This window comes from Streptomyces sp. NPDC002676, assembly GCF_053592455.1.
Genome location: NZ_JBSFVT010000001.1, coordinates 1,186,802 through 1,207,459, shown reverse-complemented (window position 1 = coordinate 1,207,459; position 20,658 = coordinate 1,186,802). Strand labels below are relative to the sequence as shown.

Here is a 20,658-nt window from a genome sequence, read left to right as displayed (position 1 = left end):
GGTCGGGCTCATGGATTCCTCAGGAAAGGCAAAGGAAGGTTTCCACTTCAAGGACCTTCTTGTTGACGTGCCCCCGACATCCGTAGGTTCTGCGCGGCCCCGGCGCGCACCCCGCACCGGCGGTCGCACCGCGCACCCCCCACATCTCTCCCGGTACACCCCATACGTGGAGGACGTACGTTGCGCAGAACCGCATCCCTCACCACCGTGGCCACCCTCGCCACAGCCGCCCTCGCGCTCGCCGCGCCGGTCGGCCAGGCGGCTCAGGCCACCTCCCCACACAAGGTCACCGTCGCCCGCTCCTGCGTCGCCCCTACGGCCAAGGGCGAGATGGCGTGCAACGCCCTCAAGGTCACCGCGGGCACCCCGATGTCGGCACACGCCGAGAGCGACCTGACAGCCGCCGCCGCGCCCGCCGGCTACGGCCCCGCCTCACTCCAGGCCGCGTACAACCTGCCCTCAGCGACCGGCGGTTCGGGCCAGACCGTGGCGATCGTCGATGCCTACGACGACCCGAGCGCCGAGGCCGACCTCGCCGTCTACCGCTCCCAGTACGGCCTGCCGGCCTGCACCAGCGCGGGCGGCTGCTTCCAGAAGGTCGACCAGAACGGCGGTACCAAGTACCCGCGCGGCAACTCCGGCTGGGCGGAGGAGATCTCCCTCGACCTCGACATGGTCAGCGCGGCCTGCCCGAACTGCAAGATCCTGCTGGTGGAGGCCAGTTCGGCCACCATGACCAACCTCGGTACGGCCGTGAACACCGCGGTCCGGCTGGGCGCCAAGTTCGTCTCCAACAGCTACGGCGGCGGGGAGTCCACCAGCGACCCGACGTACGACTCCTCGTACTTCAACCACCCGGGCGTCGCCATCACCGTCTCCTCCGGCGACGGCGGCTACGGCGTCGAGTACCCGGCCGCGTCCAAGTACGTGACGGCCGTGGGCGGTACGTCCCTGAGCACCGCGTCCAACGCGCGCGGCTGGACCGACACGGTGTGGAGCGGGGCCGGCTCCGGCTGCTCCAAGTACGACGCCAAGCCGACCTGGCAGAAGGACACCGGCTGCGCCAACCGCACCGTCGCGGACGTCTCGGCGGTCGCCGACCCGAACACCGGCGTCGCGGTGTACGACACCTACGGTCAGGGCAGCGGCTGGATGGTCTTCGGCGGCACCAGCGCCTCGTCCCCGCTGATCGCGGCGGTCTACGCGCTGGCCGGCAGCCCGTCCGCCGGTTCCTCCCCGGCGTCCTTCCCGTACGCCCACACCTCGGCGCTGTACGACGTGACCAGCGGCGCCAACGGCAGCTGCGGCGGGTCCTACCTGTGCACCGGCACCGCCGGGTACGACGGCCCGACCGGCCTCGGCGTCCCGAACGGCACCGCCGCGTTCACCGGCTGAACGTCAGCCTGACGTAAGCCTGTTGGCCGTGTGCACCGCGCGGAGGACCGCCGCCGCCTTGTTGCGGCACTCCTGGTCCTCCGCGACCGGGTCGGAGTCGGCGACGATGCCGGCTCCGGCCTGGACGTACGCCGTGCCGTCGCGCAGCAGGGCCGTACGGATGGCGATGGCCGTGTCGGAGTCGCCCGCGAAGTCCAGATAGCCGACGCAGCCGCCGTACAGGCCGCGCCGGGACGGCTCGAGCTCGTCGATGATCTGCATCGCGCGCGGCTTGGGGGCGCCGGAGAGGGTGCCCGCCGGGAAGCACGCGGTGAGCACGTCGAAGGCCGTGCGGCCCTCGGCCACCTTGCCGGTGACCGTGGAGACGATGTGCATCACGTGCGAGTAGCGCTCGATGGACATGAAGTCCACGACCTCCACCGAGCCGGGCTCGCAGACCCGCCCGAGGTCGTTGCGGCCGAGGTCGACCAGCATGAGGTGCTCGGCGCGCTCCTTGGGGTCGGCGAGCAGCTCCTCGGCGAGCGCCTGGTCCTCCTGCGGGGTGGCGCCGCGGTGCCGGGTGCCGGCGATGGGGTGGACCATCGCCCGCCCGTCCTCGACCTTCACCAGGGCTTCCGGGGAGGAGCCGACGACGTCGAACCCGTCGAAGCGGAACAGGTACATGTACGGGGACGGGTTCGTCGCCCGCAGCACCCGGTAGACGTCGAGCGCGCTCGCAGTGCACGGGGTCTCGAAGCGCTGGGAGGGCACGACCTGGAAGGCCTCGCCCGCGCGGATGCGCTCCTTGACGTCCTCGACGGCCGCCTGGAAGTCGGGGCCGCCCCACCGCGCGGTGTACTCGGGCAGCTCGGAGGGCGGCAGGACGGCCGGGGGCTGGGCGACCGGGCGGGTGAGGTCGGCCTCCATGGCGTCGAGCCGGGCCACGGCGTCGGCGTAGGCCTCGTCCACGCCGGTGTCGAGGTCGTTGCGGTTGATCGCGTTGGCGATCAGCAGGACCGAGCCCTCCCAGTGGTCCATGACGGCGAGGTCGCTGGTGAGGAGCATGGTCAGCTCGGGGAGCTTCAGGTCGTCGCGCTCGCCGGGACCGATCTTCTCCAGGCGGCGGACGATGTCGTAGCCGAGGTAGCCCACCATGCCGCCGGTGAAGGGCGGCATGCCCTCCTGGTGGGGGGTGTGCAGGGCCTGGATCGTCGCGCGGAGGGCGGCGAGCGGGTCGCCGCCCTCCGGGACGCCGACCGGCGGGGCGCCGAGCCAGTGGGCCTGGCCGTCCCGCGTGGTCAGCGTGGCGGCCGAGCGCACGCCCACGAACGAGTACCGGGACCAGGAGCGGCCGTTCTCCGCGGACTCCAGCAGGAAGGTGCCGGGGCGTTCGGCGGCGAGCTTGCGGTACAGCGCCACCGGGGTGTCGCCGTCGGCGAGGAGCTTGCGCGTGACCGGGATGACGCGCCGGTCGGTGGCGAGCTTGCGGAAGGTCTCGAGGTCCATGGCGGCTGACCTTACTGATGTGAGCCGGTCGCGCCGGAATCGGCGTCCTTGAGGAGCACGTCCTCGTCGAAGCAGGTGCGCGCGCCGGTGTGGCAGGCGGCGCCCACCTGGTCGACCTTGACCAGCAGGGTGTCGGCGTCGCAGTCGAGCGCGACCGACTTCACCCACTGGAAGTGACCCGAGGTGTCGCCCTTGACCCAGTACTCCTGGCGGCTGCGGGACCAGTAGGTGCAGCGTCCGGTGGTCAGGGTGCGGTGCAGCGCCTCGTCGTCCATCCAGCCGAGCATGAGCACCTCGTTGGTGTCGTACTGCTGGGCGATGGCGGGCAGGAGCCCGTCCTCGCTGCGCTTGAGGCGCACGGCGATCTCGGGGTCGAGGCTGCTGGGCCGGGGCTTACCGGTCTTACTGGTCATGGGAGCCATTGTGCCGCGCGGCACCGACAGCGGCGGGACGGCGTCCGCTGGGCGGACCGTATGCATGGTCGTAGGCTGGCCCCATGTCGACCTTCGCCAAGCGTGAACGGCTCCTGCTCGCCGACCTCTTGGAAACCGCCGGACCCGACGCGCCGACCCTGTGCGAGGGCTGGCGGGCCCGGGACCTGGCCGCTCACGTGGTGGTGCGCGAGCGGCGCCCGGACGCGGCCGGGGGCACGCTGATCAAGCCCCTCGCGCCACGCCTGGAGAAGGTGATGGACGAGTACACCGCGAAGCCGTACGAGGAGCTGATCCAGCTGATCCGTACGGGTCCGCCGCGGTTCTCGCCGTTCGCGCTCAAGCAGATCGACGAGGCGGCCAACATCGTCGAGTTCTACGTCCACACGGAGGACGTGCGCCGGGCGCAGCCGGACTGGGCAACGCGCGAGCTGGACACCGTCTTCCAGGAGGCGCTGTGGTCGCGCCTGGAGCGCACCGCCCGCCTGCTGGGCCGGGGTGTGCCGACGGGCCTGGTCCTGCGCCGCCCGGACGGCCAGACGGCCGTCGCCCACCGGGGCACGCCCGTGGTGACGGCGACGGGCGAGCCGTCGGAGCTGCTCCTGTTCGCCTTCGGCCGGCAGAACGCGGCCAAGGTGGACCTGGAGGGCGACACGGACGCGATCACCCAGCTGCACGAGTCCAGACAACTGGGCTTCTGAGGACCGAGAGGGGCCGAGCCGTGATCAAGGTCGCGATGACCAGCGTGTTCGTGAACGACGTGGCCAAGGCGCACGCCTTCTACACGGAAGTACTCGGCTTCGAGACCCGCACCCACATGGACCTGGGCGACGGCACGCTGTTCATCACGGTCGGGGCGCCCGAGGGGGCCCAGCCGGACCTCCAGCTGCTGCTGGAGCCCAGCCAGGGCCCCATCGCGGAGCCGTACCGCACGGCCCTCTACGAGGCGGGCATCCCCTGCATCGTCTTCTCCGTGGACGATCTCCAGGCGGAGTACGACCGCCTGCGCGGCCTCGGCGTCCGCTTCACGCATCCGCCACAGGAGCAGGGGCCGGTGCTCGCGGCGGTCTTCGACGACACGGTCGGCAACCTGGTGCAGCTGACCCAGCCGAGGGCGTGAAGGTCAGCGGGGCAGCTCGGCGCGGCGCAGGGGCCCGGAGCAGAGGCCGTACGCACCGGCCAGGCCGCACAGCGCCGCGCTGACGGCGAACACCGGGCCGGTGCCCCACAGGCCGATCGCGGCGCCGGTCAGCGGGAAGGTCAGCGGCGCGACCCCCAGGCTGAAGAAGCTGGACACGGAGGTGACGCGGCCGACGTAGGCCCGGTCGGCGCGGGCCTGGAGGAGCGCACCGCACAGCACGCCGCTGAGCCCGGAGACCAGGCCGATGCAGAGGGCGACGGCTACGGCCCCCACGACGTTCGGCACGTAGGCCAGCGCACCGATCGCGACGGCACTGGCGACGCCGCACACGGACAGGACGAGCCCCGCGCGCGGGACGCGGCCCCGGGCGGTGAGCAGCAGCGAGGCGGCCCCGGCGCCCGTACCGAACCCCGCGAGCACCCAGCCGACGCCCCCGGCTCCCCAGCCGCGTTCGTCGGCGAGGAGGGTCAGGCCGACGTTGAGCGGGCCCACGAAACCGAGGTCGCTGAGCGCGATGACGACGATCAGCGTGCGCAGGACGCGGTCGCCGCGCAGGTAGCGCAGTCCGTCGGTGAGTTCGCTCCACGCGGTGCCCCGCGCGGCGACCGCGTCCGCGGGCGCGTCCGCCACGCGTACGGCGACCAGGAGCGGCAGGGAGGCCGCGAACAGCAGCCCGGCCAGGCCGAACGCCGCCGCCGAGCCCCCGAGTGCCACGCCGAGTCCGCCGAGCGGGGCCCCGACGACGTTGGCCAGCCGGACCACGAGTCCCCGCATGCCGTGCACCCGGGCGAGCTCTCCGCGCCCCGCGATCCGGGACGGCAGCGCCCCCAGCGCGGGCATGAGGACGGCGTCGACCGCCCCGAAGACCAGGGCCAGCGCGGCCAGCGGCCACAGGCCCGGGTGCCCCACGAGCAGCAGCCCGGCGACCGCGAGGACCGCCGCACAGCGCGCGGCGTCGCTGCTGATCAGCACCCTGCGCGGGCCGAAGCGGTCGGCGATCACTCCCCCGCCCAGCATGAGCAGGGCCCGCGGCACGGCGCTCAGCGCGGTGACGACACCGGCCTGTGCGGGCGTCCCGGCCTGGACGGCGGCCCAGGACAGGGCGAGGTAGTAGACGTTGTCGCCGACGGCCGACGAGGCGTACGCGCCGAGCCAGCGCAGGACGTTGGGGTCGCGGTGGGCGACGCGCTCCGGGGTGGCGGTGGGCGCGGAGCCGGTCGTGCTCGTGGCCACGGTGGTCCTCTCAGATCCGGAACGGGAACGCGTACGTGTGCACCGCGACGTTCTCGCGGCCCTCGGTGTCACCGGCGGTCTCGGCGGCCCGGCCCTGCTCGTCGTACTTGCGGACGACGGCGAGCAACTCCTTGTTCAGCTCGGCCAGTTCGGCCGACGTCAGCCGCAGCACCGCCTCGGAGGACTCGGCGGCGGCGTTCCACTCCTCGCCCCAGTGGGCGCGCTCGTCGAGGAAGCGCCGGTACATGTCGGCCCGCTGCTCGAAGAACAGCCGGCTGGCGGCGGTGTGCGCGGCGGCCTTCTCGGGAGCGTCCCGGAAGTCCTGGTCGCGGATGCTCACGCCGTCGGAGGCCGGCTGCCACCAGCGCTCCCGGCCGTCCTCGCTCTGCGGCTCGGCCTCCTCGATCAGTCCGTGCTCGGCGAGCTTGCGCAGGTGGTAGCTGACCAGCGACACGGCCTCGTCGACCTGGTCGGCGAGCTGTGAGGCGGTCGCGACCCGGGCGATGGTCAGGCCCCGGTACAGCCTCATCCGCAGCGGATGAGCGAGCGCCTTGAGCGTGCCCAGGTCGGTGATCCGGCGGTCTCTCTCCTTGCCTGTCATGCATCCACCGTAGATACGAAAGAAAAATTGCACAACAGATTTTGCGCAACTTATGTTTCGCATCGGGGCGAGCAAAAGCCCCGGCCGCCCGAAGGCGCCGGGGCCAGAGCTCAGCGCGGCGTCAGCGCACGGGGTGTCCCGCCTCGCGCAGCACCTGCTTCACCTCGCCGATCCGCAGGTCGCCGAAGTGGAAGACCGACGCCGCCAGCACCGCGTCCGCGCCCGCGTCGATCGCCGGCGGGAAGTGCGCCAGCTTGCCGGCGCCGCCCGAGGCGATCACGGGGATCGTCACGTGCTTGCGGACGGCCGCGATCATCTCCAGGTCGTAGCCGTCCTTCGTGCCGTCCGCGTCCATGGAGTTGAGCAGGATCTCACCGGCGCCCAGCTCCGCCGCCCGGTGCGCCCACTCCACCGCGTCGATGCCGGTGCCGCGACGGCCGCCGTGCGTGGTGACCTCGAAGGACCCGGACGAGCTGTTGCGGGAAGGGGTACGGCGGGCGTCCACCGACAGGACCAGCACCTGCCGGCCGAAACGCTCCGCGATCTCGCGGATCAGGTCGGGGCGGGCGATCGCGGCGGTGTTCACGCCCACCTTGTCGGCGCCCGCCCGCAGCAGCTTGTTCACGTCCTCGGCCGTGCGGACGCCGCCGCCGACCGTGAGCGGGATGAACACCTGCTCGGCGGTGCGGCGCACCACGTCGTACGTCGTCTCCCGGTCGCCCGAGGACGCGGTGATGTCCAGGAACGTCAGCTCGTCGGCGCCCTCGGCGTCGTACACCTTGGCCATCTCGACGGGGTCGCCCGCGTCGCGCAGGTTCTGGAAGTTGACGCCCTTGACCACCCGGCCGTTGTCCACGTCCAGGCAGGGGATGACTCGAACCGCCAGGGTCATGAAGCCGGCTCCTAATGTCCTCTGAATGCTTCTAGTTCTACTTCCACCAGGATGCGCGGGTCGACGAAGCCCTCCACGACCAGCAGGGTCGTGACCGGGCGCACGGAGTCGAAGATCTCCTTGTGGGCCCGGCCGACGGCGTCCACGTCCCGCACATGGGACAGGTACATCCTGGTGCGGAGCACCGACTCGGGACCGAGCCCGAACTCGGCGATCGCCTCCAGCGCGCTGGTGAAGGCCACCCTGGCCTGCTCGTACGGATCGCCCTCCCCGTACAGCACGCGGCCCCTGAAGGACGTCGTACCGCCCACCAGCACGCGGTCGCCCGCCGCCACGGCGCGCGCGAAACCGAAGGACTCTTCCCAGGGACTCCCGCTCTGCACGCGCCGCACGGCATCGGACGTCATGACACTGTGTCCAATTTCAAGACGTAGCCTCCAGGGCCTCTTCCAGGGTGAACGCCTTCGCGTACAGGGCCTTGCCGACAATGGAGCCCTCGACACCGAGGGGTACCAGCTCCGCGATGGCGCGGAGGTCGTCCAGGGACGACACGCCGCCGGAGGCCACGACCGGGCGGTCCGTCGCGGCGCAGACGTTCTTCAGCAGCTCCAGGTTCGGGCCCTGGAGGGTGCCGTCCTTGGCAATGTCGGTGACGACGTAGCGGGCGCAGCCCTCCTTGTTGAGGCGCTCCAGCGTCTCGTAGAGGTCGCCGCCGTCGCGGGTCCAGCCGCGCCCGCGCAGGGTCGTGCCGCGCACGTCCAGGCCGACGGCGATCTTGTCGCCGTGCTCGGCGATGACCTTGGCGACCCACTCGGGGGTCTCCAGGGCGGCGGTGCCGAGGTTGACCCGGGTGCAGCCGGTGGCGAGGGCGGCGGCGAGCGTGTCGTCGTCGCGGATGCCGCCGGACAGCTCCACCTTGATGTCCATCGCGCTGGTGACCTCGGCGATCAGGGCGCGGTTGTCACCGGTGCCGAACGCGGCGTCCAGGTCGACCAGGTGCAGCCACTCGGCGCCGGACCGCTGCCAGGCGAGGGCGGCCTCCAGCGGGGAGCCGTAGGAGGTCTCGGTCCCGGACTCGCCGTGCACGAGGCGGACGGCCTGGCCGTCGCGGACGTCGACGGCGGGGAGGAGTTCGAGCTTGGCCATGGTCTACAGGGTTCCGATCCAGTTGGTGAGGAGCTGGGCGCCGGCGTCGCCGGACTTCTCGGGGTGGAACTGGGTGGCCCACAGGGCGCCGTTCTCCACGGCGGCCACGAAGGGCTTGCCGTGCGTCGACCAGGTGACCTTGGGGGCCTCGATCACCGGGTTGTTCGTCTCCAGGGTCCAGTCGTGGACGGCGTAGGAGTGCACGAAGTAGAACCGGGCGTCCCGGTCCAGGCCGGCGAACAGCTGCGAGTCGAGCGGGGCGTCGACGGTGTTCCAGCCCATGTGGGGGACGACGTCCGCCTGGAGCGGCGCGACCGTGCCGGGCCACTCGTCCAGGCCTTCGGCCTCCACGCCGTGCTCGATGCCGCGCGCGAACAGGATCTGCATGCCGACGCAGATGCCCATCACGGGGCGCCCGCCGGACAGCCGGCGGTCCACGACCCAGTCGCCGCGGGCCGCGCGCAGGCCCTGCATGCAGGCGGCGAACGCGCCGACGCCCGGCACCAGCAGGCCGTCGGCGTTCATGGCCTTGTCGAAGTCGCGCGTGATCTCGACATCGGCTCCCACGCGCGCGAGGGCACGCTCGGCGGAGCGGACGTTGCCGAAGCCGTAGTCGAAGACGACGACCTTCTTGCTACCGGTGCTCAATTCCACACCTCCAGCCGCATGACGCCCGCGACCAGGCACATCGCCGCGCCGAAGGACAGCAGCACGATGAGGCTGCGGGGCATCTTCTGCTTGACGAAGGAGATGATTCCGCCGACGAGGACGAGCCCGACGAAGATCAGGACGGTGGACAGACCGTTCATGGCTTACAGGGCGCCCTTCGTCGACGGGAGGATGCCGGCGGCGCGCGGGTCGCGCTCGCTGGCGTAACGCAGCGCTCGCGCGAGCGCCTTGAACTGGCATTCCACGATGTGGTGGGCGTTGCGCCCGTACGGTACGTGCACGTGCAGCGCGATCTGGGCCTGGGCCACGAAGGACTCCAGGATGTGCCGGGTCATCGTGGTGTCGTACTCGCCGATCATCGGCGCCATGTTCTCGGGCTCGGTGTGCACGAGGTAGGGGCGGCCGGACAGGTCGACGGTGACCTGGGCGAGGGACTCGTCCAGCGGGACCGTGCAGTTGCCGAATCGATAAATCCCCACCTTGTCGCCGAGCGCCTGCTTGAAGGCGGCACCGAGCGCGAGGGCGGTGTCCTCGATGGTGTGGTGGGAGTCGATGTGCAGGTCGCCGTCGGTCTTCACGGTCAGGTCGAACAGGCCGTGCCGGCCGAGCTGGTCGAGCATGTGGTCGTAGAAACCGACGCCCGTCGCGATGTCGGTCTGCCCGGTGCCGTCGAGATCGATCTCGACCAGGACCGAGGTCTCCTTGGTCGTCCGCTCCACGCGTCCTACGCGGTTCATGCCTCGAGCTCCTTCTTGACTTCACGTACCGCGTCGAGGAACGCGTCGTTCTCTTCAGGTGTTCCGGCGGACACCCGCAGCCAGCCCGGCACGCCGTTGTCCCGGACCAGGACGCCCCGGTCGAGGATCTTCTGCCAGACCTCGTGGGCGTCGGCGAACCGGCCGAACTGCACGAAGTTCGCGTCGGACTCCGTGACGTCGTAGCCGATGGCGCGCAGCGAGTCGACCAGCCGGTCGCGCTCCGACTTCAGCTGCTCGACGTACCCCAGCAGCGTGTCGGTGTGTTCCAGGGCGGCCAGGGCGGTCGCCTGGGTGATCGCCGACAGGTGGTACGGCAGCCGTACGAGCTGGACGGCGTCCACGACCGCGGGGTGCGCGGCGAGGTAGCCGAGGCGCAGGCCGGCCGCGCCGAAGGCCTTCGACATCGTCCGGGAGACGACGAGGTGCGGGCGGCCCTCCAGCAGCGGCAGCAGCGAGGCGCCGTGGCTGAACTCGATGTAGGCCTCGTCCACGATCACCATGGACGGCTTGGCCGCCTGCGCCGCGTCGTACAGCGCGAGGACCGTCTCCGGCGGGACCGCGTTGCCGGTGGGGTTGTTGGGGGTGGTGATGAAGACGACGTCCGGCTTGTGCTCGGCGATGGCCTGCTCGGCCGCGGCGAGGTCGATCGTGAAGTCCTCGCCCCGCGGACCCGAGATCCAGCCCGTGCCCGTGCCGCGCGCGATGAGCGCGTGCATCGAGTACGACGGCTCGAAGCCGATGGCGCTGCGGCCCGGTCCGCCGAAGGTCTGCAGCAGCTGCTGGATGACCTCGTTGGAGCCGTTGGCGGCCCACACGTTCTCGATGCCGAGGGGGTACTTGCCGGTCTTCGTCAGGTACTTGGCCAGCTCGGTGCGCAGCTGGACCGCGTCCCGGTCGGGGTAGCGGTTCAGGTCGCGGGCGGCCTCCCGCACCCGCTCCGCGATCCGCTCGACCAGCGGCTCGGGCAGCGGGTAGGGGTTCTCGTTGGTGTTCAGCCGTACGGGGACGTCCAGCTGCGGCGCGCCGTAGGGGGACTTGCCGCGCAGCTCGTCCCGTACGGGAAGATCGTCGATTCCGAAGCTCACTTGCTCTCAGGCACCTTCCAGCCGAACCTCGCCTTGATCGCCGCGCCGTGCGCGGGCAGGTCCTCCGCCTCCGCCAGCGTCACCACGTGGTGCGCGACCTCGGCCAGCGCGTCCTTCGTGTAGTCGACGATGTGGATGCCGCGCAGGAAGGACTGGACGGACAGGCCCGAGGAGTGGCAGGCACAGCCGCCGGTGGGCAGGACGTGGTTGGACCCGGCCGCGTAGTCGCCGAGCGAGACGGGGGCCCAGGGGCCGATGAAGATCGCGCCCGCGTTGCGGACCCGGTCGGCCACCGCGGCGGCGTCGGCGGTCTGGATCTCCAGGTGCTCGGCGCCGTACGCGTCGACGACCCTGAGGCCCTCCTCGATGCCGTCCACGAGGACGATCGCGGACTGCTTGCCGGCCAGGGCCGGGCGGACCCGGTCCTCGATGTGCTTGGTGGCCGCGACCTGCGGCTCCAGCTCCTTCGCCACCGCTTCCGCCAGCTCGGCCGAGTCGGTGACCAGCACGGCCGCCGCCAGCGGGTCGTGCTCGGCCTGGCTGATCAGGTCCGCGGCGATGTGCACCGGGTCGGCGGTGTCGTCCGCGAGGACCGCGATCTCGGTCGGGCCGGCCTCGGTGTCGATGCCGATCTTGCCGGTGAAGTAGCGCTTGGCGGCGGCGACCCAGATGTTGCCGGGGCCGGTGACCATGTTGGCCGGGGCACAGGACTCGGTGCCATACGCGAACATCGCGACGGCGGTGGCGCCGCCCACGGCGTAGACCTCGTCCACGCCGAGCAGGGCGCAGGCGGCGAGGATCGTCGGGTGCGGCAGCCCGTCGAACTCGGCCTGCGGCGGGGAGGCGAGCGCGATGGACTCGACGCCGGCCTCCTGGGCCGGGACCGCGTTCATGATCACGGAGGAGGGGTAGACCGAGCGACCGCCGGGCGCGTACAGACCGACGCGCTCGACCGGCACCCACTTCTCGGTCACCGAGCCGCCGGGCACGACCTGGGTGGTGTGCGTGGTCCGGCGCTGCGCGCGGTGGACCAGGCGGGCGCGGCGGATGGACTCCTCCAGGGCGGCGCGCACCTCCGGGTCGAGGCCGGCCAGCGCGTCGGCGAGCGCCTGGGCCGGGACACGGACGGATTCCAGCCGTACTCCGTCGAATTTCTCCGCAAAGTCGATCAGTGCCGCGTCGCCACGATGATGCACGGCCTCGCAGATCGGACGCACCTTCTCCAGGGCGGCCTGAACGTCGAAGTCGGCTCGGGGCAGCAGGTCGCGCAGGGCGGGGCCCTCGGGAAGGGCGTCGCCGCGCAGATCGATTCGGGAGATCACAGGCTCAATTCTCTCAGACCGGCGTCACGGGCCGTCCGCGCGTATCAATGGCTGATACAGAACGTGGACCGTCTGCCGGTGCATAGCCTGGCCGGAACCCGCAGGTCCGCCCTCACATCCAGTGTTCCGGGCGTCACCCAGCGGGCATGAACGGCTTTACCAAAAACACGAGAGACACGAAAGACACGGGAAGCAGGAAGGGAGAAGAAACAGCGGTGACCGAGGGGGCCGGCATCCTCACCGGGGACCTGCCGGACGACCTGACCGCGGCCGAGGCGGGCATGTGGCAGGCGTTCCGCAACGGCAGCGTGTACGACCTGAGCAGCGGCGACGCCGTCGTGGACGACCCGCACGGCGGGCATCCCTGGGGACCCGAGCGCAGCGTACGGGCGCGCATCATCTGCTGGCTGCTGCTGGACGGACCGCCCGCGCTGGCCGGCCGGGTGTCCTCGCTGAAGCTGGTCGGCATACGGATCACGGGCACGCTGAACCTGGCGGGCGGCACCGTCGCGCCGTACGTGGAGCTGCGCGGCTGCCGCTTCGACCACGAGATCCTGATACCGGAGGCCCGCTTCTCGACGGTGCGCCTGGTGGACTGCGCGGTACCGCGCCTGGAGGCCGCCCGGGTGCACACGGAGGGTGATCTGCACCTGCCGCGCTGCCGCTTCCAGAACGGACTCCGGCTGACCGACGCGCACATCGGCACCGATCTGCTGCTCAACCAGGCGGTGGTGTACCGGGACCGCAGCGGCCGGTCCATCGCGGCGGACGGCATGAGCGTCGGCCAGGACCTCCAGGCGGAGATGCTGGAGTCGCACGGCGAGCTGAGCCTGCGCGGCGCCAAGGTCGGCGTGTCGCTGAGCCTGCGCGGCGCGCAGCTCGCCAACCCGTACGCCCGCCTCGCGCTCAACGCTCCCCAGCTCACGGTGGAGCGCACCCTGTACCTGACCCCGGCCGGCGTGGGCAGCCCGCTGCTGAGCGGCACGACGCCCGCGCGCGGGACGCGCATCCAGCGCTTCGAGTGCCGGGGCGGGATGCGGCTGGACGACGGGCGGTTCGGGGACGCGGTCGACCTGGAGCGGGCCCGGTTCGACCTCACCGACGACCAGGAGGTGTCCCTGCGCCGACTGCAGACTCCGGAGCTGCGCTTCCTCGGCGACGAGCCGGCGCGCGGCAGGGTGGTGCTCTCCGGTGCGCGGATCGTCAACCTGGTGGACAGCGCGGGCAGCTGGCCGGGCCCCGGGCACCTGCAGATGCGCGGTTTCACGTACGAGAACCTGGTCCCGCAGGGCCCGTTCCCGCTGGCCCGGCGGCTGGAGTGGGTGGCGGCGGCCACCCCCGAGTACAACCCGGAGCCGTACGAGCGGCTGGCCGCGGTGCTGCGCGCCGCCGGGGAGGACGAGGACGCACGCGAGGTGCTGCTCGCCAAGCAGCGGCGGCGCCGCGAGACCCTGCCGGTGGCCGCCAAGCTCTGGGGCTACATCCAGGACTGGGCAGTGGCCTACGGCTACCGGCCGGGCCGGGCCGCGGTGTGGATGGCGGTCCTGTGGGCGGCGGGCACGCTCGCCTTCGCGCACGCCGGCCATCCGCCGATGAACCCCGGCGGACATCCGGTCTGGAGCCCGGCCCTGTTCGCGCTGGACCTGCTGCTGCCGGTGATCGACCTGGGCCAGGCCGGCCAGTGGCAGCTGCACGGCGCCTGGCAGTGGCTGGCCACGATGATGATCCTGCTGGGCTGGATCCTGGCGACGACGGTGGCGACGGGGGCGACGCGGCTGCTGCGGCGTAACTGACGCGGCGGTCGGCGCGGAGCTGACGCGGCGGACAGCAGGGACTGCTGAGCAGCAGGTCGTGCAGGCAGACGCAGCACAAGAACGGAAGAGTCACCTTTTACCTGGCTTTGACCGCCTGCCGTACAACCTTCCATGACTTGCCCGGACCCTCTGGCGCGCCCCGGACCTGCGGTCTTTCAATGGTGTGCACCATGGCTTCGCTGCCCTCGTTCATCCGCTCCGCGTGGATGGCAAAACGCTCCTCTCCTCTCGCCGCCCGACCACCGGCCGAGGACGAGGTGGTGCTCGACGCGCCCGACGACCGGCTCTCGCCCGCGCTGGTGGCGGCCGGCCGGCGCGAGTACGGCACCGCCGCCGCGCTGCTGGCCGCCACGCGCACGGCGGCCGAGTGGGAGCACCGCGACCGGTACACCCGGCGCCTCGCCGCCTTCGCCCGCTCCCGCCCCGAGTGGTACGAGGAGTGGCGAGCGGCGGCCGAGCCGGACGACCCCGACGCCCTGCTGGTCGCGGCCCAGCTGGCGGTGGAACGCGCCTGGCCCTCGCCCGCCCGGGCCGAACTGCTGCGCGAGGTGAGCCCGCTCATCACGGCCGCCGCCCGCGCCCTCGACCGCGACCCGGTGCCCTGGCGGATCGCCCTGGACCACGCGCGCGGCTCCCGGGCCGGGCACCGGTACTTCGAGGAGCTGTGGGAGGCGGCGGTCCGGCGCGCCCCGCACCACTACGGCTGCCATGTGGCCGCCCTGCGCTACCTGGCCGCCTCCTGGCACGGCTCGCACCGCGAGTGCTTCGACTTCGCCGACCGGGCCGCGCAGGACGCCCCGGCCGACTCGCTCGTACAGGCGCTGCCCGCGCGTGCGGCCTTCGGCTATCTGACGGACGACTGCGGTCCCAAGGTGCCCCGCGCCCGGCTGGACGCGGCGGCCGACCGGGGGATAGCGCTGTCCGCCCGGCTCCCGGCGGGCGACCCCTGGCCCGCCGAGGTCCGCAACAAGCTGCTGTACGTCCTCGTCCGGCTGGAGCGCTGGGCGGAGGCCCGCGCCCAGCTGCGCCTGATCGGCCCGTACGCGACCTCCTTCCCCTGGGACCGGGTCTGCGACGACCCGCTCGGCCTCTTCCTGCGGCTGCGCGAGAACCTGCTGACGACGGCTGCGCTCACCGCCCCGGCAGGGCTGCTTCCGGCGTCCCCGTGGCCCGGGATCCGGCCGGGGATCGAGCGCGGCGACCGCGCGCGTGCCGGTGACCATTAGGCTGGGGCGCCGTGACCACCGTCCGTCTCCCCCTCTTCCCGCTGAACTCGGTGCTGTTCCCGGGGCTCGTGCTGCCGCTGAACGTGTTCGAGGAGCGATATCGCGCCATGATGCGCGACCTGCTCAAGACGCCCGAGGACGAGCCGCGCCGGTTCGCCGTCGTGGCGATCCGCGACGGCCACGAAGTGGCACCGAGCGCCCCCGGCATGCCCGACCCGACCGCACAGCTTGAGCGGGGCCCGGCCGCGGGCTTCGGCCCCGATCCGCACAGGTCCTTCCACGCGGTGGGCTGCGTGGCGGACGCGGCGACGATCCGGGAGCAGGAAAGCGGCACCTTCGAGGTGCTGGCGACGGGCACGACCCGCGTCCGCCTGCTGTCCGTGGACACGTCGGGCCCCTACCTCACCGCCGAGCTGGAGGAGCTTGCGGAGGAGCCCGGCGACGAGGCGGGCGCGCTGGCCGAGGGGGTGCTGCGCTCCTTCCGCCAGTACCAGAAGCGCCTGGCAGGCGCCCGGGAGCGGTCGCTGTCGTCGGGTGCGGAGCTGCCGGACGAGCCTAGCGTGGTGTCGTACCTGGTGGCCGCGGCGATGGTGCACGACACCCCGACCAAGCAACGCCTTCTCCAGGCGCCGGACACCTCGTCCCGCCTCCGGGACGAGCTGGAGCTCCTGCGCGCCGAGACGGCCATCATCCGCAACCTGCCGTCGCTGCCCGCGTTCGAGCTGACGCGCACGCCGACGAGTCTGAACTGAGGGAACCGAGGCCCGCACCGCCATGGCGAAGAAGTCGAAGAAGCAGTCCGGCAGCACGCCGGCCACTATGGCCCTGACGACGGCGGGGGTGGACTTCACGGTTCATGCCTACGACCACGATCCCGCCCACCCCTCCTACGGCGACGAGGCAGCCGAGGCGATGGGCGTCTCCCCCGACCGCGTCTTCAAGACCCTGGTGGCCGATGTGGACGGCGCCCTGGTGGTCGGCGTGGTCCCGGTCGCCGGCACTCTGGACCTGAAGGCCCTCGCGGCAGCCGTGGGCGGCAAGCGCGCCACCATGGCCGACCCGACCCTCGCGGAACGGACGACCGGCTACGTCCGGGGCGGCATCTCCCCTCTGGGCCAGCGCAAGAAGCTCCGCACGGTGCTGGACGACTCGGCGGAGACGCACGCGACGATCTGCGTGTCGGCGGGGCGCAGGGGGCTGGAGGTCGAACTGGCCCCGACCGACCTGGCGAAGCTGACGGAGGCGGTACTGGCCCCGATCGGCCGCGGCTGAGAGAAGGCGCCTCTCAGCCGCGAGCAAGCCCACCCGGCCGGCGGTTACTGCACTTCAGGAGCCGGCGGTTACTGCACTTCAGGATCCCGAGGCCCGAACAACGCGGTCAGCCCCAGGTGCACCAGCAGTGCGGCAAACGGCCAGGCCAGCAGCGCGCCCTTCGCGTTCAGCTTCAGCGGCGCCGAGAACGTAACCCCCTTGCCCACAGCCTTCGCATGCGCGAGCACGTCGGACTCGGGCCCGAGCCACACTCCCAGCCGCCAGGCCAGCACCGACGCGAGCAGCCCGCCCACGCCCAGCGCCACGGTCAGAGGCACACCCCCGCGCCGCCGCAGCAGGAACACGACGACCGCGCTGACCACACCGAAGGCCAGCCCGAGCAGCGTGAACGTGCCGTCGACGCCGATGGCCTGTTCCCCCTCGGTGTCCTTGAGGTAGACGACCCAGCTCTTGTCGACCTCGTCCCCGACCAGCGGTATGTGCGGCGCGAGCCACCACCACAGCAGTCCGAGCAGCACCCCGCCCAGCGCCACCGCGATCGTGATCACGGCGGCCTCACGCACTTCTGTCTTCATCCCGGGGCCGTCCTGTCCGTACAGGCCCACGCCCGGCCCGGCGGGCGGCGGCGCCTGCCAGAGCTGGTGCGGGGAGTGGTCATGCGGCGGCGGTGGCGGAGTCAGCGGTGCGGTCACCCTGACATCGTGCCAGGTCGCGCTGTGGGCCGCGTCACCGGACGGCTGCCCTGCGGTACGCCCACGCCGCCACGGCCAGCGAGACCACCCCGACACCCGCGCACACTCCCAGGTCAACGAGGACGACGGCCCAGTCGGGGTGGGCGCCGAACGTACGGGCGTAGGCCTCCACGCCGTAGGTGGACGGCAGCAGATCCCGCGCCAGCCGCACGAGCTCCGGCATCCGGTCGGAGGGCAGCACGCCGAGCAGCAGCGCGGCGGACATGCCGAGCTGCCCGAGCAGCGTGGCCAGCTCCGCCCGGGGCGCGAGCAGCCCGCAGGCCGCGCCGAGCCCGGAGAGCGCGGCTCCGGCGAGCGGGATCACCGCCAGCAGGATCCACAGGTTGGTCAGCGGCAGCCCGAACAGCAGGCACCCGAAGACGGCCGTCACCAGGGTCCCTGGGACCGTGAAGGAGGCGTACGCGGCCGCGGCTCCCAGCACCACCGCGGCGGGCGGCACCGGCAGCGTGGCGTAGTGGTCGAGTCCGCCGCTGGCCCGCAGCTGCCCGAAGTACTGGGCGAGCAGGTTCAGCGCGACGTAGGCCACGACCAGCACGGACGAGCCCGCCACCACGGACTGGGCCTCGCTGCCGGTGTCGACGACGCCGCGCATCATCACGGTGATGCCGATGGACTGGAAGGTCGCCACGAACAGCAGCGGGATCCGCGCCACCCGGGCACGGGAGAGCTGTGCGCGGTAGACGGCCGCCAGTGACGGCCACAGCCGCGCGGGCGGCCCGAGTTCGGCCGCGCCAGGTGCCTGCTTCGGCACGGTCCGGGAACCCCCCGGCAGAACCTCCGCGGGTACGACACTCACGACGAGCTGCTCCTCTTCCCGACGGCGGCCCACCCGCCGTTTTCCGAGGCCCCCCACAGGAACCCCCTCTGGGACCATACGCGTCCGGCGCGTCCGGCGCTCATGCCTTCACCAGCCCCTGCCGGGCCGCGCCGCCGAGCGCCAGGTAGACGTCCTCCAGGCTGGGCGTGGCGAGCGTGAAGTCGTCCAGGGCGGCGAAGGCGGCACCGCCGGTCACCGTGGCGACGGCGGCGCGGGCCTCCTCGGGCGCGAGCCGCAGGGTCCAGCGCCGGCCGGACTCCACCGCACGCTCGCGCAGCACGGCGACCTCGGGCACCTCCAGCGGCGCCCGCTCCCGCCACACCAGCTCGACCCGTACCTCGCCGGAGACCTGTTCCTTCAGCCCGGACGGGGTGTCGCAGGCGATGACCCTGCCCTCGTCGATCACGGCGACCCGGTCCAGGACCGTCTCGGCCTCGATGACGTTGTGGGTGACGAGCAGCACGGTCGTACCGCGCTCGGCCCGGCGCCGGTCCACGGCCGCCCAGACCGCGCGCCGGGCCACCGGGTCCATGCCGGTGGTCGGCTCGTCCAGTACGAGCAGGGGCCGCTCCCCGACGAGGGCCGTGGCGAAGCAGGCGAGCCGCCGCTGTCCCCCGGAGAGCTTCTTCAGCGCCCGCCCGGCGATGGGGGTGAGCCCGAGTTCGTCCAGTACGGCGTCCCGCTCGGCGCGCGCCTGTCGTACGTCCAGCCCGCGCAGGCGGCCGGTGGTCTCGACGGCGAGCGCGACGGTCAGCTCGTCCAGCGCGGAGGACTCCTGTCCGAGGTAGGCGAGGATCCGCGCGGCCCGCTCCGGGTGCCGGACGATGTCGTGCCCGAGGATCTCGACGCTTCCGGCGTCCGGCCTGAGCAGCCCGGTGAGCTGCCGTACGAGGGTGGACTTGCCGGCGCCGTTGGGCCCGAGGAGTCCGAAGATCTCCCCGCGCCGGACGTCCAGCTCCACGCCGTCGGTGGCCCGCACCTCGGGCGTGCCCGGCGCCCCGCGCCGCCCCTTCACGGCCGGGTAGGTCTTCCTGAGCCCGCGCACACGGACGACCTCGTCCTGCCGAAATGCCTGTCCCGCGCGCGTACTCACAAGGCACGAGACTACGGGGTCGCCCCCCTTCACTCGCTTTTGGGGCCGCTTCTCACGGGCGTCCCGGCGCACCGCGGACCGGGCTCACTCCCCGGCGGGCGCGTGCTCCGCTGCCGCCGGTACGTCGATCTCCCGCCAGAAGCCCGCCCGGATGGCGTAGCGGTCGTGCTCGTCGATCTGGTCGTCCTTGTGGGCGAGCAGCCCGAAGCGGGCGGCGTAGCGCAGCAGCTCGCCGTCGATGCGGTGCGGGATGCGCGGGTAGAGCGTGGACAGCCGCTGGAGATGGCTCTGGTCGCCGAGCCGGGACATCCACCGGCGGGCGAAGACCTGCCCCACCTCGTACGGGTCGCCGCCGACCGTGGTGATGTCCTCCTCCCGGTCGGCCCAGCGCTGCTCGGCGGTGGTCAGCTGGGCCAGCGTCGGCATGCCCGCGACCTCGGGCGGTTCGGCGGCCACGCCCGGCCGGTCCACCCAGCCCTTGTCGGAGGACCAGCGCAGGGTCGCGGAGGCCGGGTGCTGCACGGCCTGCGCGCCGGGCGCGCGCAGCGCGGCGAGGTCCTTGGGGGTGGGGACGCCCTTGACGCTCGGCACCCGCTCCTGCGCGCCGTTCTGCGCCGCGGGGGCCGCCGACGGGTGGTGGTGGGCGGTGTCCTCGGCGGGCCGCTCGGCCGTCGCGAGCGAGGACTCGGGCAGCGGCGCGGAGAGGATCGCGGCGATCTCGGGGCGGGGCGCGGGAGGTGGTGCGCAGACCCCTGTCAGCTCCTTGGCGCGGACGGCCTGGGTGATCCAGGCCCGGTCCAGCACCCGCCGCTCGTCCGCCTCGGCGACCAGGTCCTCGGACTGGTTGTAGTCGCCGTCGGCGGCCTGTACGGCCCACAGGTGGACGGCGACGCCGTGCTCCTTGGCGGCCATCATGCCGGGCAGCAGGTCACCGTCGCCGGTGACGAGGACGACGTCGGAGCAGGCGCGGTTGCGGGCCAGCTCGGTCAGCTCGGCGTGCATGGCCGCGTCCACGCCCTTCTGCGCCCAGCGTCCGTCGCTGCGGGTCAGGGCGCCGAGCCGGACGGTGACCCGGGGCATCACGCGCAGCCGCCGGTGCTCCGGCTGGGGGACGCGGTCGGGGGCGCCGTCGAACCAGTAGATGCGCAGCAGGGGGCGCTCGGTGTCCGACTCGGCGCGGACGCGCAGCGCCTGGATGAGCGCGGAGTGGTCGACGGTGATGCGGGACCTCGAGGGCTCACCGGCGAGGAGGCTGGCGGCTGCGCCGAGCAGATATCCGGCGTCCACCAGGACGATGCAGCGGTCCACGCGACTCACCCTCTTCCCGGGAGGCTTTGCTTCGGACTTCCTTCGAGTCTGCCCGACCACGCGGGGGTTAACGGCCCGAACTCGATCTTCGGCGTGGCGTTTGCGGGTTTTCGCCGCCACGCACCTTGTCACGTACGGTAATTATCCGACATGCGGTTGATATCAGCGTATGTGAATCTGGTCGTGGCCCTGGCCCCTAGATCCCCCACAGGAGGCAG

General features: G+C 72.3%; 23 protein-coding genes. 7 read left to right on the top strand and 16 right to left on the bottom strand.

Annotated features, from left to right (window positions below):
* Positions 1-180 precede the first annotated feature (180 nt).
* Positions 181-1,395, top strand: a complete 1,215-nt coding sequence (locus ACWD3E_RS05730) for a S53 family peptidase (protein WP_451386247.1) — start codon at positions 181-183, stop codon at positions 1,393-1,395.
* Positions 1,396-1,398: 3 nt separating this feature from the next.
* Here the strand turns inward: ACWD3E_RS05730 and ACWD3E_RS05725 are convergent, their stop codons facing one another.
* Positions 1,399-2,880, bottom strand: a complete 1,482-nt coding sequence (locus ACWD3E_RS05725; protein ID WP_451386246.1) for an anthranilate synthase component I — start codon at positions 2,878-2,880, stop codon at positions 1,399-1,401.
* An 11-nt stretch (positions 2,881-2,891) separates the two neighbouring features.
* The gene (hisI, locus tag ACWD3E_RS05720; protein ID WP_451386245.1) at positions 2,892-3,293 is read right to left on the bottom strand and encodes a phosphoribosyl-AMP cyclohydrolase; all 402 of its coding nucleotides are present in this window, start codon (positions 3,291-3,293) and stop codon (positions 2,892-2,894) included.
* A gap of 83 nt (positions 3,294-3,376) precedes the next feature.
* Here hisI and ACWD3E_RS05715 point away from each other — a divergent pair, with 83 nt between their 5' ends.
* Positions 3,377-4,012 (top strand): TIGR03085 family metal-binding protein, encoded by a 636-nt coding sequence (locus tag ACWD3E_RS05715; protein WP_451386244.1) that lies wholly within the window; start codon positions 3,377-3,379, stop codon positions 4,010-4,012.
* Positions 4,013-4,032: 20 nt separating this feature from the next.
* A complete protein-coding gene (locus ACWD3E_RS05710) occupies positions 4,033-4,431 on the top strand; it encodes a VOC family protein (protein ID WP_451386243.1) in 399 nt (132 codons plus the stop codon).
* Positions 4,432-4,434: 3 nt separating this feature from the next.
* Here ACWD3E_RS05710 and ACWD3E_RS05705 read toward each other — a convergent pair whose 3' ends face one another.
* The 10 genes from ACWD3E_RS05705 to hisD all read right to left on the bottom strand — a co-directional run bounded on the left by ACWD3E_RS05705 (position 4,435) and on the right by hisD (position 12,158).
* Complete coding sequence (locus ACWD3E_RS05705) at positions 4,435-5,685, bottom strand: MFS transporter (RefSeq protein WP_451386242.1); 1,251 nt, start codon at positions 5,683-5,685, stop codon at positions 4,435-4,437.
* Positions 5,686-5,695: 10 nt separating this feature from the next.
* A complete protein-coding gene (locus ACWD3E_RS05700; RefSeq protein ID WP_451386241.1) occupies positions 5,696-6,286 on the bottom strand; it encodes an ArsR/SmtB family transcription factor in 591 nt (196 codons plus the stop codon).
* 121 nt (positions 6,287-6,407) lie between these two features.
* Complete coding sequence (gene hisF / locus ACWD3E_RS05695) at positions 6,408-7,178, bottom strand: imidazole glycerol phosphate synthase subunit HisF (protein ID WP_451386240.1); 771 nt, start codon at positions 7,176-7,178, stop codon at positions 6,408-6,410.
* Positions 7,179-7,189: 11 nt separating this feature from the next.
* Positions 7,190-7,585, bottom strand: a complete 396-nt coding sequence (locus ACWD3E_RS05690) for a RidA family protein (protein WP_451386239.1) — start codon at positions 7,583-7,585, stop codon at positions 7,190-7,192.
* A 16-nt stretch (positions 7,586-7,601) separates the two neighbouring features.
* Positions 7,602-8,324, bottom strand: coding sequence for a bifunctional 1-(5-phosphoribosyl)-5-((5-phosphoribosylamino)methylideneamino)imidazole-4-carboxamide isomerase/phosphoribosylanthranilate isomerase PriA (priA, locus tag ACWD3E_RS05685; protein WP_451386238.1), 723 nt, complete (start codon positions 8,322-8,324; stop codon positions 7,602-7,604).
* 3 nt (positions 8,325-8,327) lie between these two features.
* Complete coding sequence (gene hisH, locus ACWD3E_RS05680) at positions 8,328-8,978, bottom strand: imidazole glycerol phosphate synthase subunit HisH (RefSeq protein WP_451386237.1); 651 nt, start codon at positions 8,976-8,978, stop codon at positions 8,328-8,330.
* Positions 8,969-9,133 (bottom strand): hypothetical protein, encoded by a 165-nt coding sequence (locus ACWD3E_RS05675; RefSeq protein WP_451351575.1) that lies wholly within the window; start codon positions 9,131-9,133, stop codon positions 8,969-8,971. The genes hisH and ACWD3E_RS05675 overlap by 10 nt, the downstream gene beginning before the upstream one ends.
* Before the next feature lie 3 nt (positions 9,134-9,136).
* Positions 9,137-9,730 (bottom strand): imidazoleglycerol-phosphate dehydratase HisB, encoded by a 594-nt coding sequence (gene hisB, locus ACWD3E_RS05670; RefSeq protein WP_451351576.1) that lies wholly within the window; start codon positions 9,728-9,730, stop codon positions 9,137-9,139.
* On the bottom strand, positions 9,727-10,836 hold the full coding sequence (locus ACWD3E_RS05665; protein ID WP_451386236.1) for a histidinol-phosphate transaminase: 1,110 nt from the start codon (positions 10,834-10,836) through the stop codon (positions 9,727-9,729). Before ACWD3E_RS05665 ends, hisB begins: the two co-directional genes overlap by 4 nt.
* Positions 10,833-12,158 carry a histidinol dehydrogenase gene (gene hisD / locus ACWD3E_RS05660; protein WP_451386235.1) on the bottom strand — a complete coding sequence of 442 codons (1,326 nt, stop codon included), beginning with the start codon at positions 12,156-12,158 and terminating at the stop codon, positions 10,833-10,835. Before hisD ends, ACWD3E_RS05665 begins: the two co-directional genes overlap by 4 nt.
* Positions 12,159-12,373: 215 nt before the next feature.
* On the opposite strand from hisD, the gene ACWD3E_RS05655 reads away from it, so the two are divergent.
* The 4 genes from ACWD3E_RS05655 (at position 12,374) to ybaK (ending at position 16,470) form a co-directional block, all read left to right on the top strand.
* A complete protein-coding gene (locus tag ACWD3E_RS05655) occupies positions 12,374-13,951 on the top strand; it encodes an oxidoreductase (protein ID WP_451386234.1) in 1,578 nt (525 codons plus the stop codon).
* A 191-nt stretch (positions 13,952-14,142) separates the two neighbouring features.
* Positions 14,143-15,198: a hypothetical protein gene (locus ACWD3E_RS05650; protein WP_451386233.1), complete on the top strand. Its 1,056-nt coding sequence runs from the start codon at positions 14,143-14,145 to the stop codon at positions 15,196-15,198.
* A gap of 11 nt (positions 15,199-15,209) precedes the next feature.
* Positions 15,210-15,950, top strand: a complete 741-nt coding sequence (locus ACWD3E_RS05645) for an LON peptidase substrate-binding domain-containing protein (RefSeq protein WP_451386232.1) — start codon at positions 15,210-15,212, stop codon at positions 15,948-15,950.
* A 22-nt stretch (positions 15,951-15,972) separates the two neighbouring features.
* Positions 15,973-16,470: a Cys-tRNA(Pro) deacylase gene (gene ybaK / locus ACWD3E_RS05640; RefSeq protein ID WP_451386231.1), complete on the top strand. Its 498-nt coding sequence runs from the start codon at positions 15,973-15,975 to the stop codon at positions 16,468-16,470.
* Between the two features lie 68 nt (positions 16,471-16,538).
* Here the strand turns inward: ybaK and ACWD3E_RS05635 are convergent, their stop codons facing one another.
* The 4 genes from ACWD3E_RS05635 to ACWD3E_RS05620 form a co-directional block, all read right to left on the bottom strand.
* Positions 16,539-17,162 carry an AAA family ATPase gene (locus ACWD3E_RS05635; RefSeq protein WP_451386230.1) on the bottom strand — a complete coding sequence of 208 codons (624 nt, stop codon included), beginning with the start codon at positions 17,160-17,162 and terminating at the stop codon, positions 16,539-16,541.
* 34 nt (positions 17,163-17,196) lie between these two features.
* Complete coding sequence (locus ACWD3E_RS05630) at positions 17,197-18,018, bottom strand: ABC transporter permease (protein ID WP_451386229.1); 822 nt, start codon at positions 18,016-18,018, stop codon at positions 17,197-17,199.
* Between the two features lie 100 nt (positions 18,019-18,118).
* The gene (locus tag ACWD3E_RS05625) at positions 18,119-19,132 is read right to left on the bottom strand and encodes an ABC transporter ATP-binding protein (protein WP_451386228.1); all 1,014 of its coding nucleotides are present in this window, start codon (positions 19,130-19,132) and stop codon (positions 18,119-18,121) included.
* Between the two features lie 84 nt (positions 19,133-19,216).
* Entirely contained in the window at positions 19,217-20,440 is a 1,224-nt protein-coding gene (locus tag ACWD3E_RS05620) for an NYN domain-containing protein (protein WP_451386227.1), read from the bottom strand.
* Positions 20,441-20,658 lie beyond the last annotated feature (218 nt).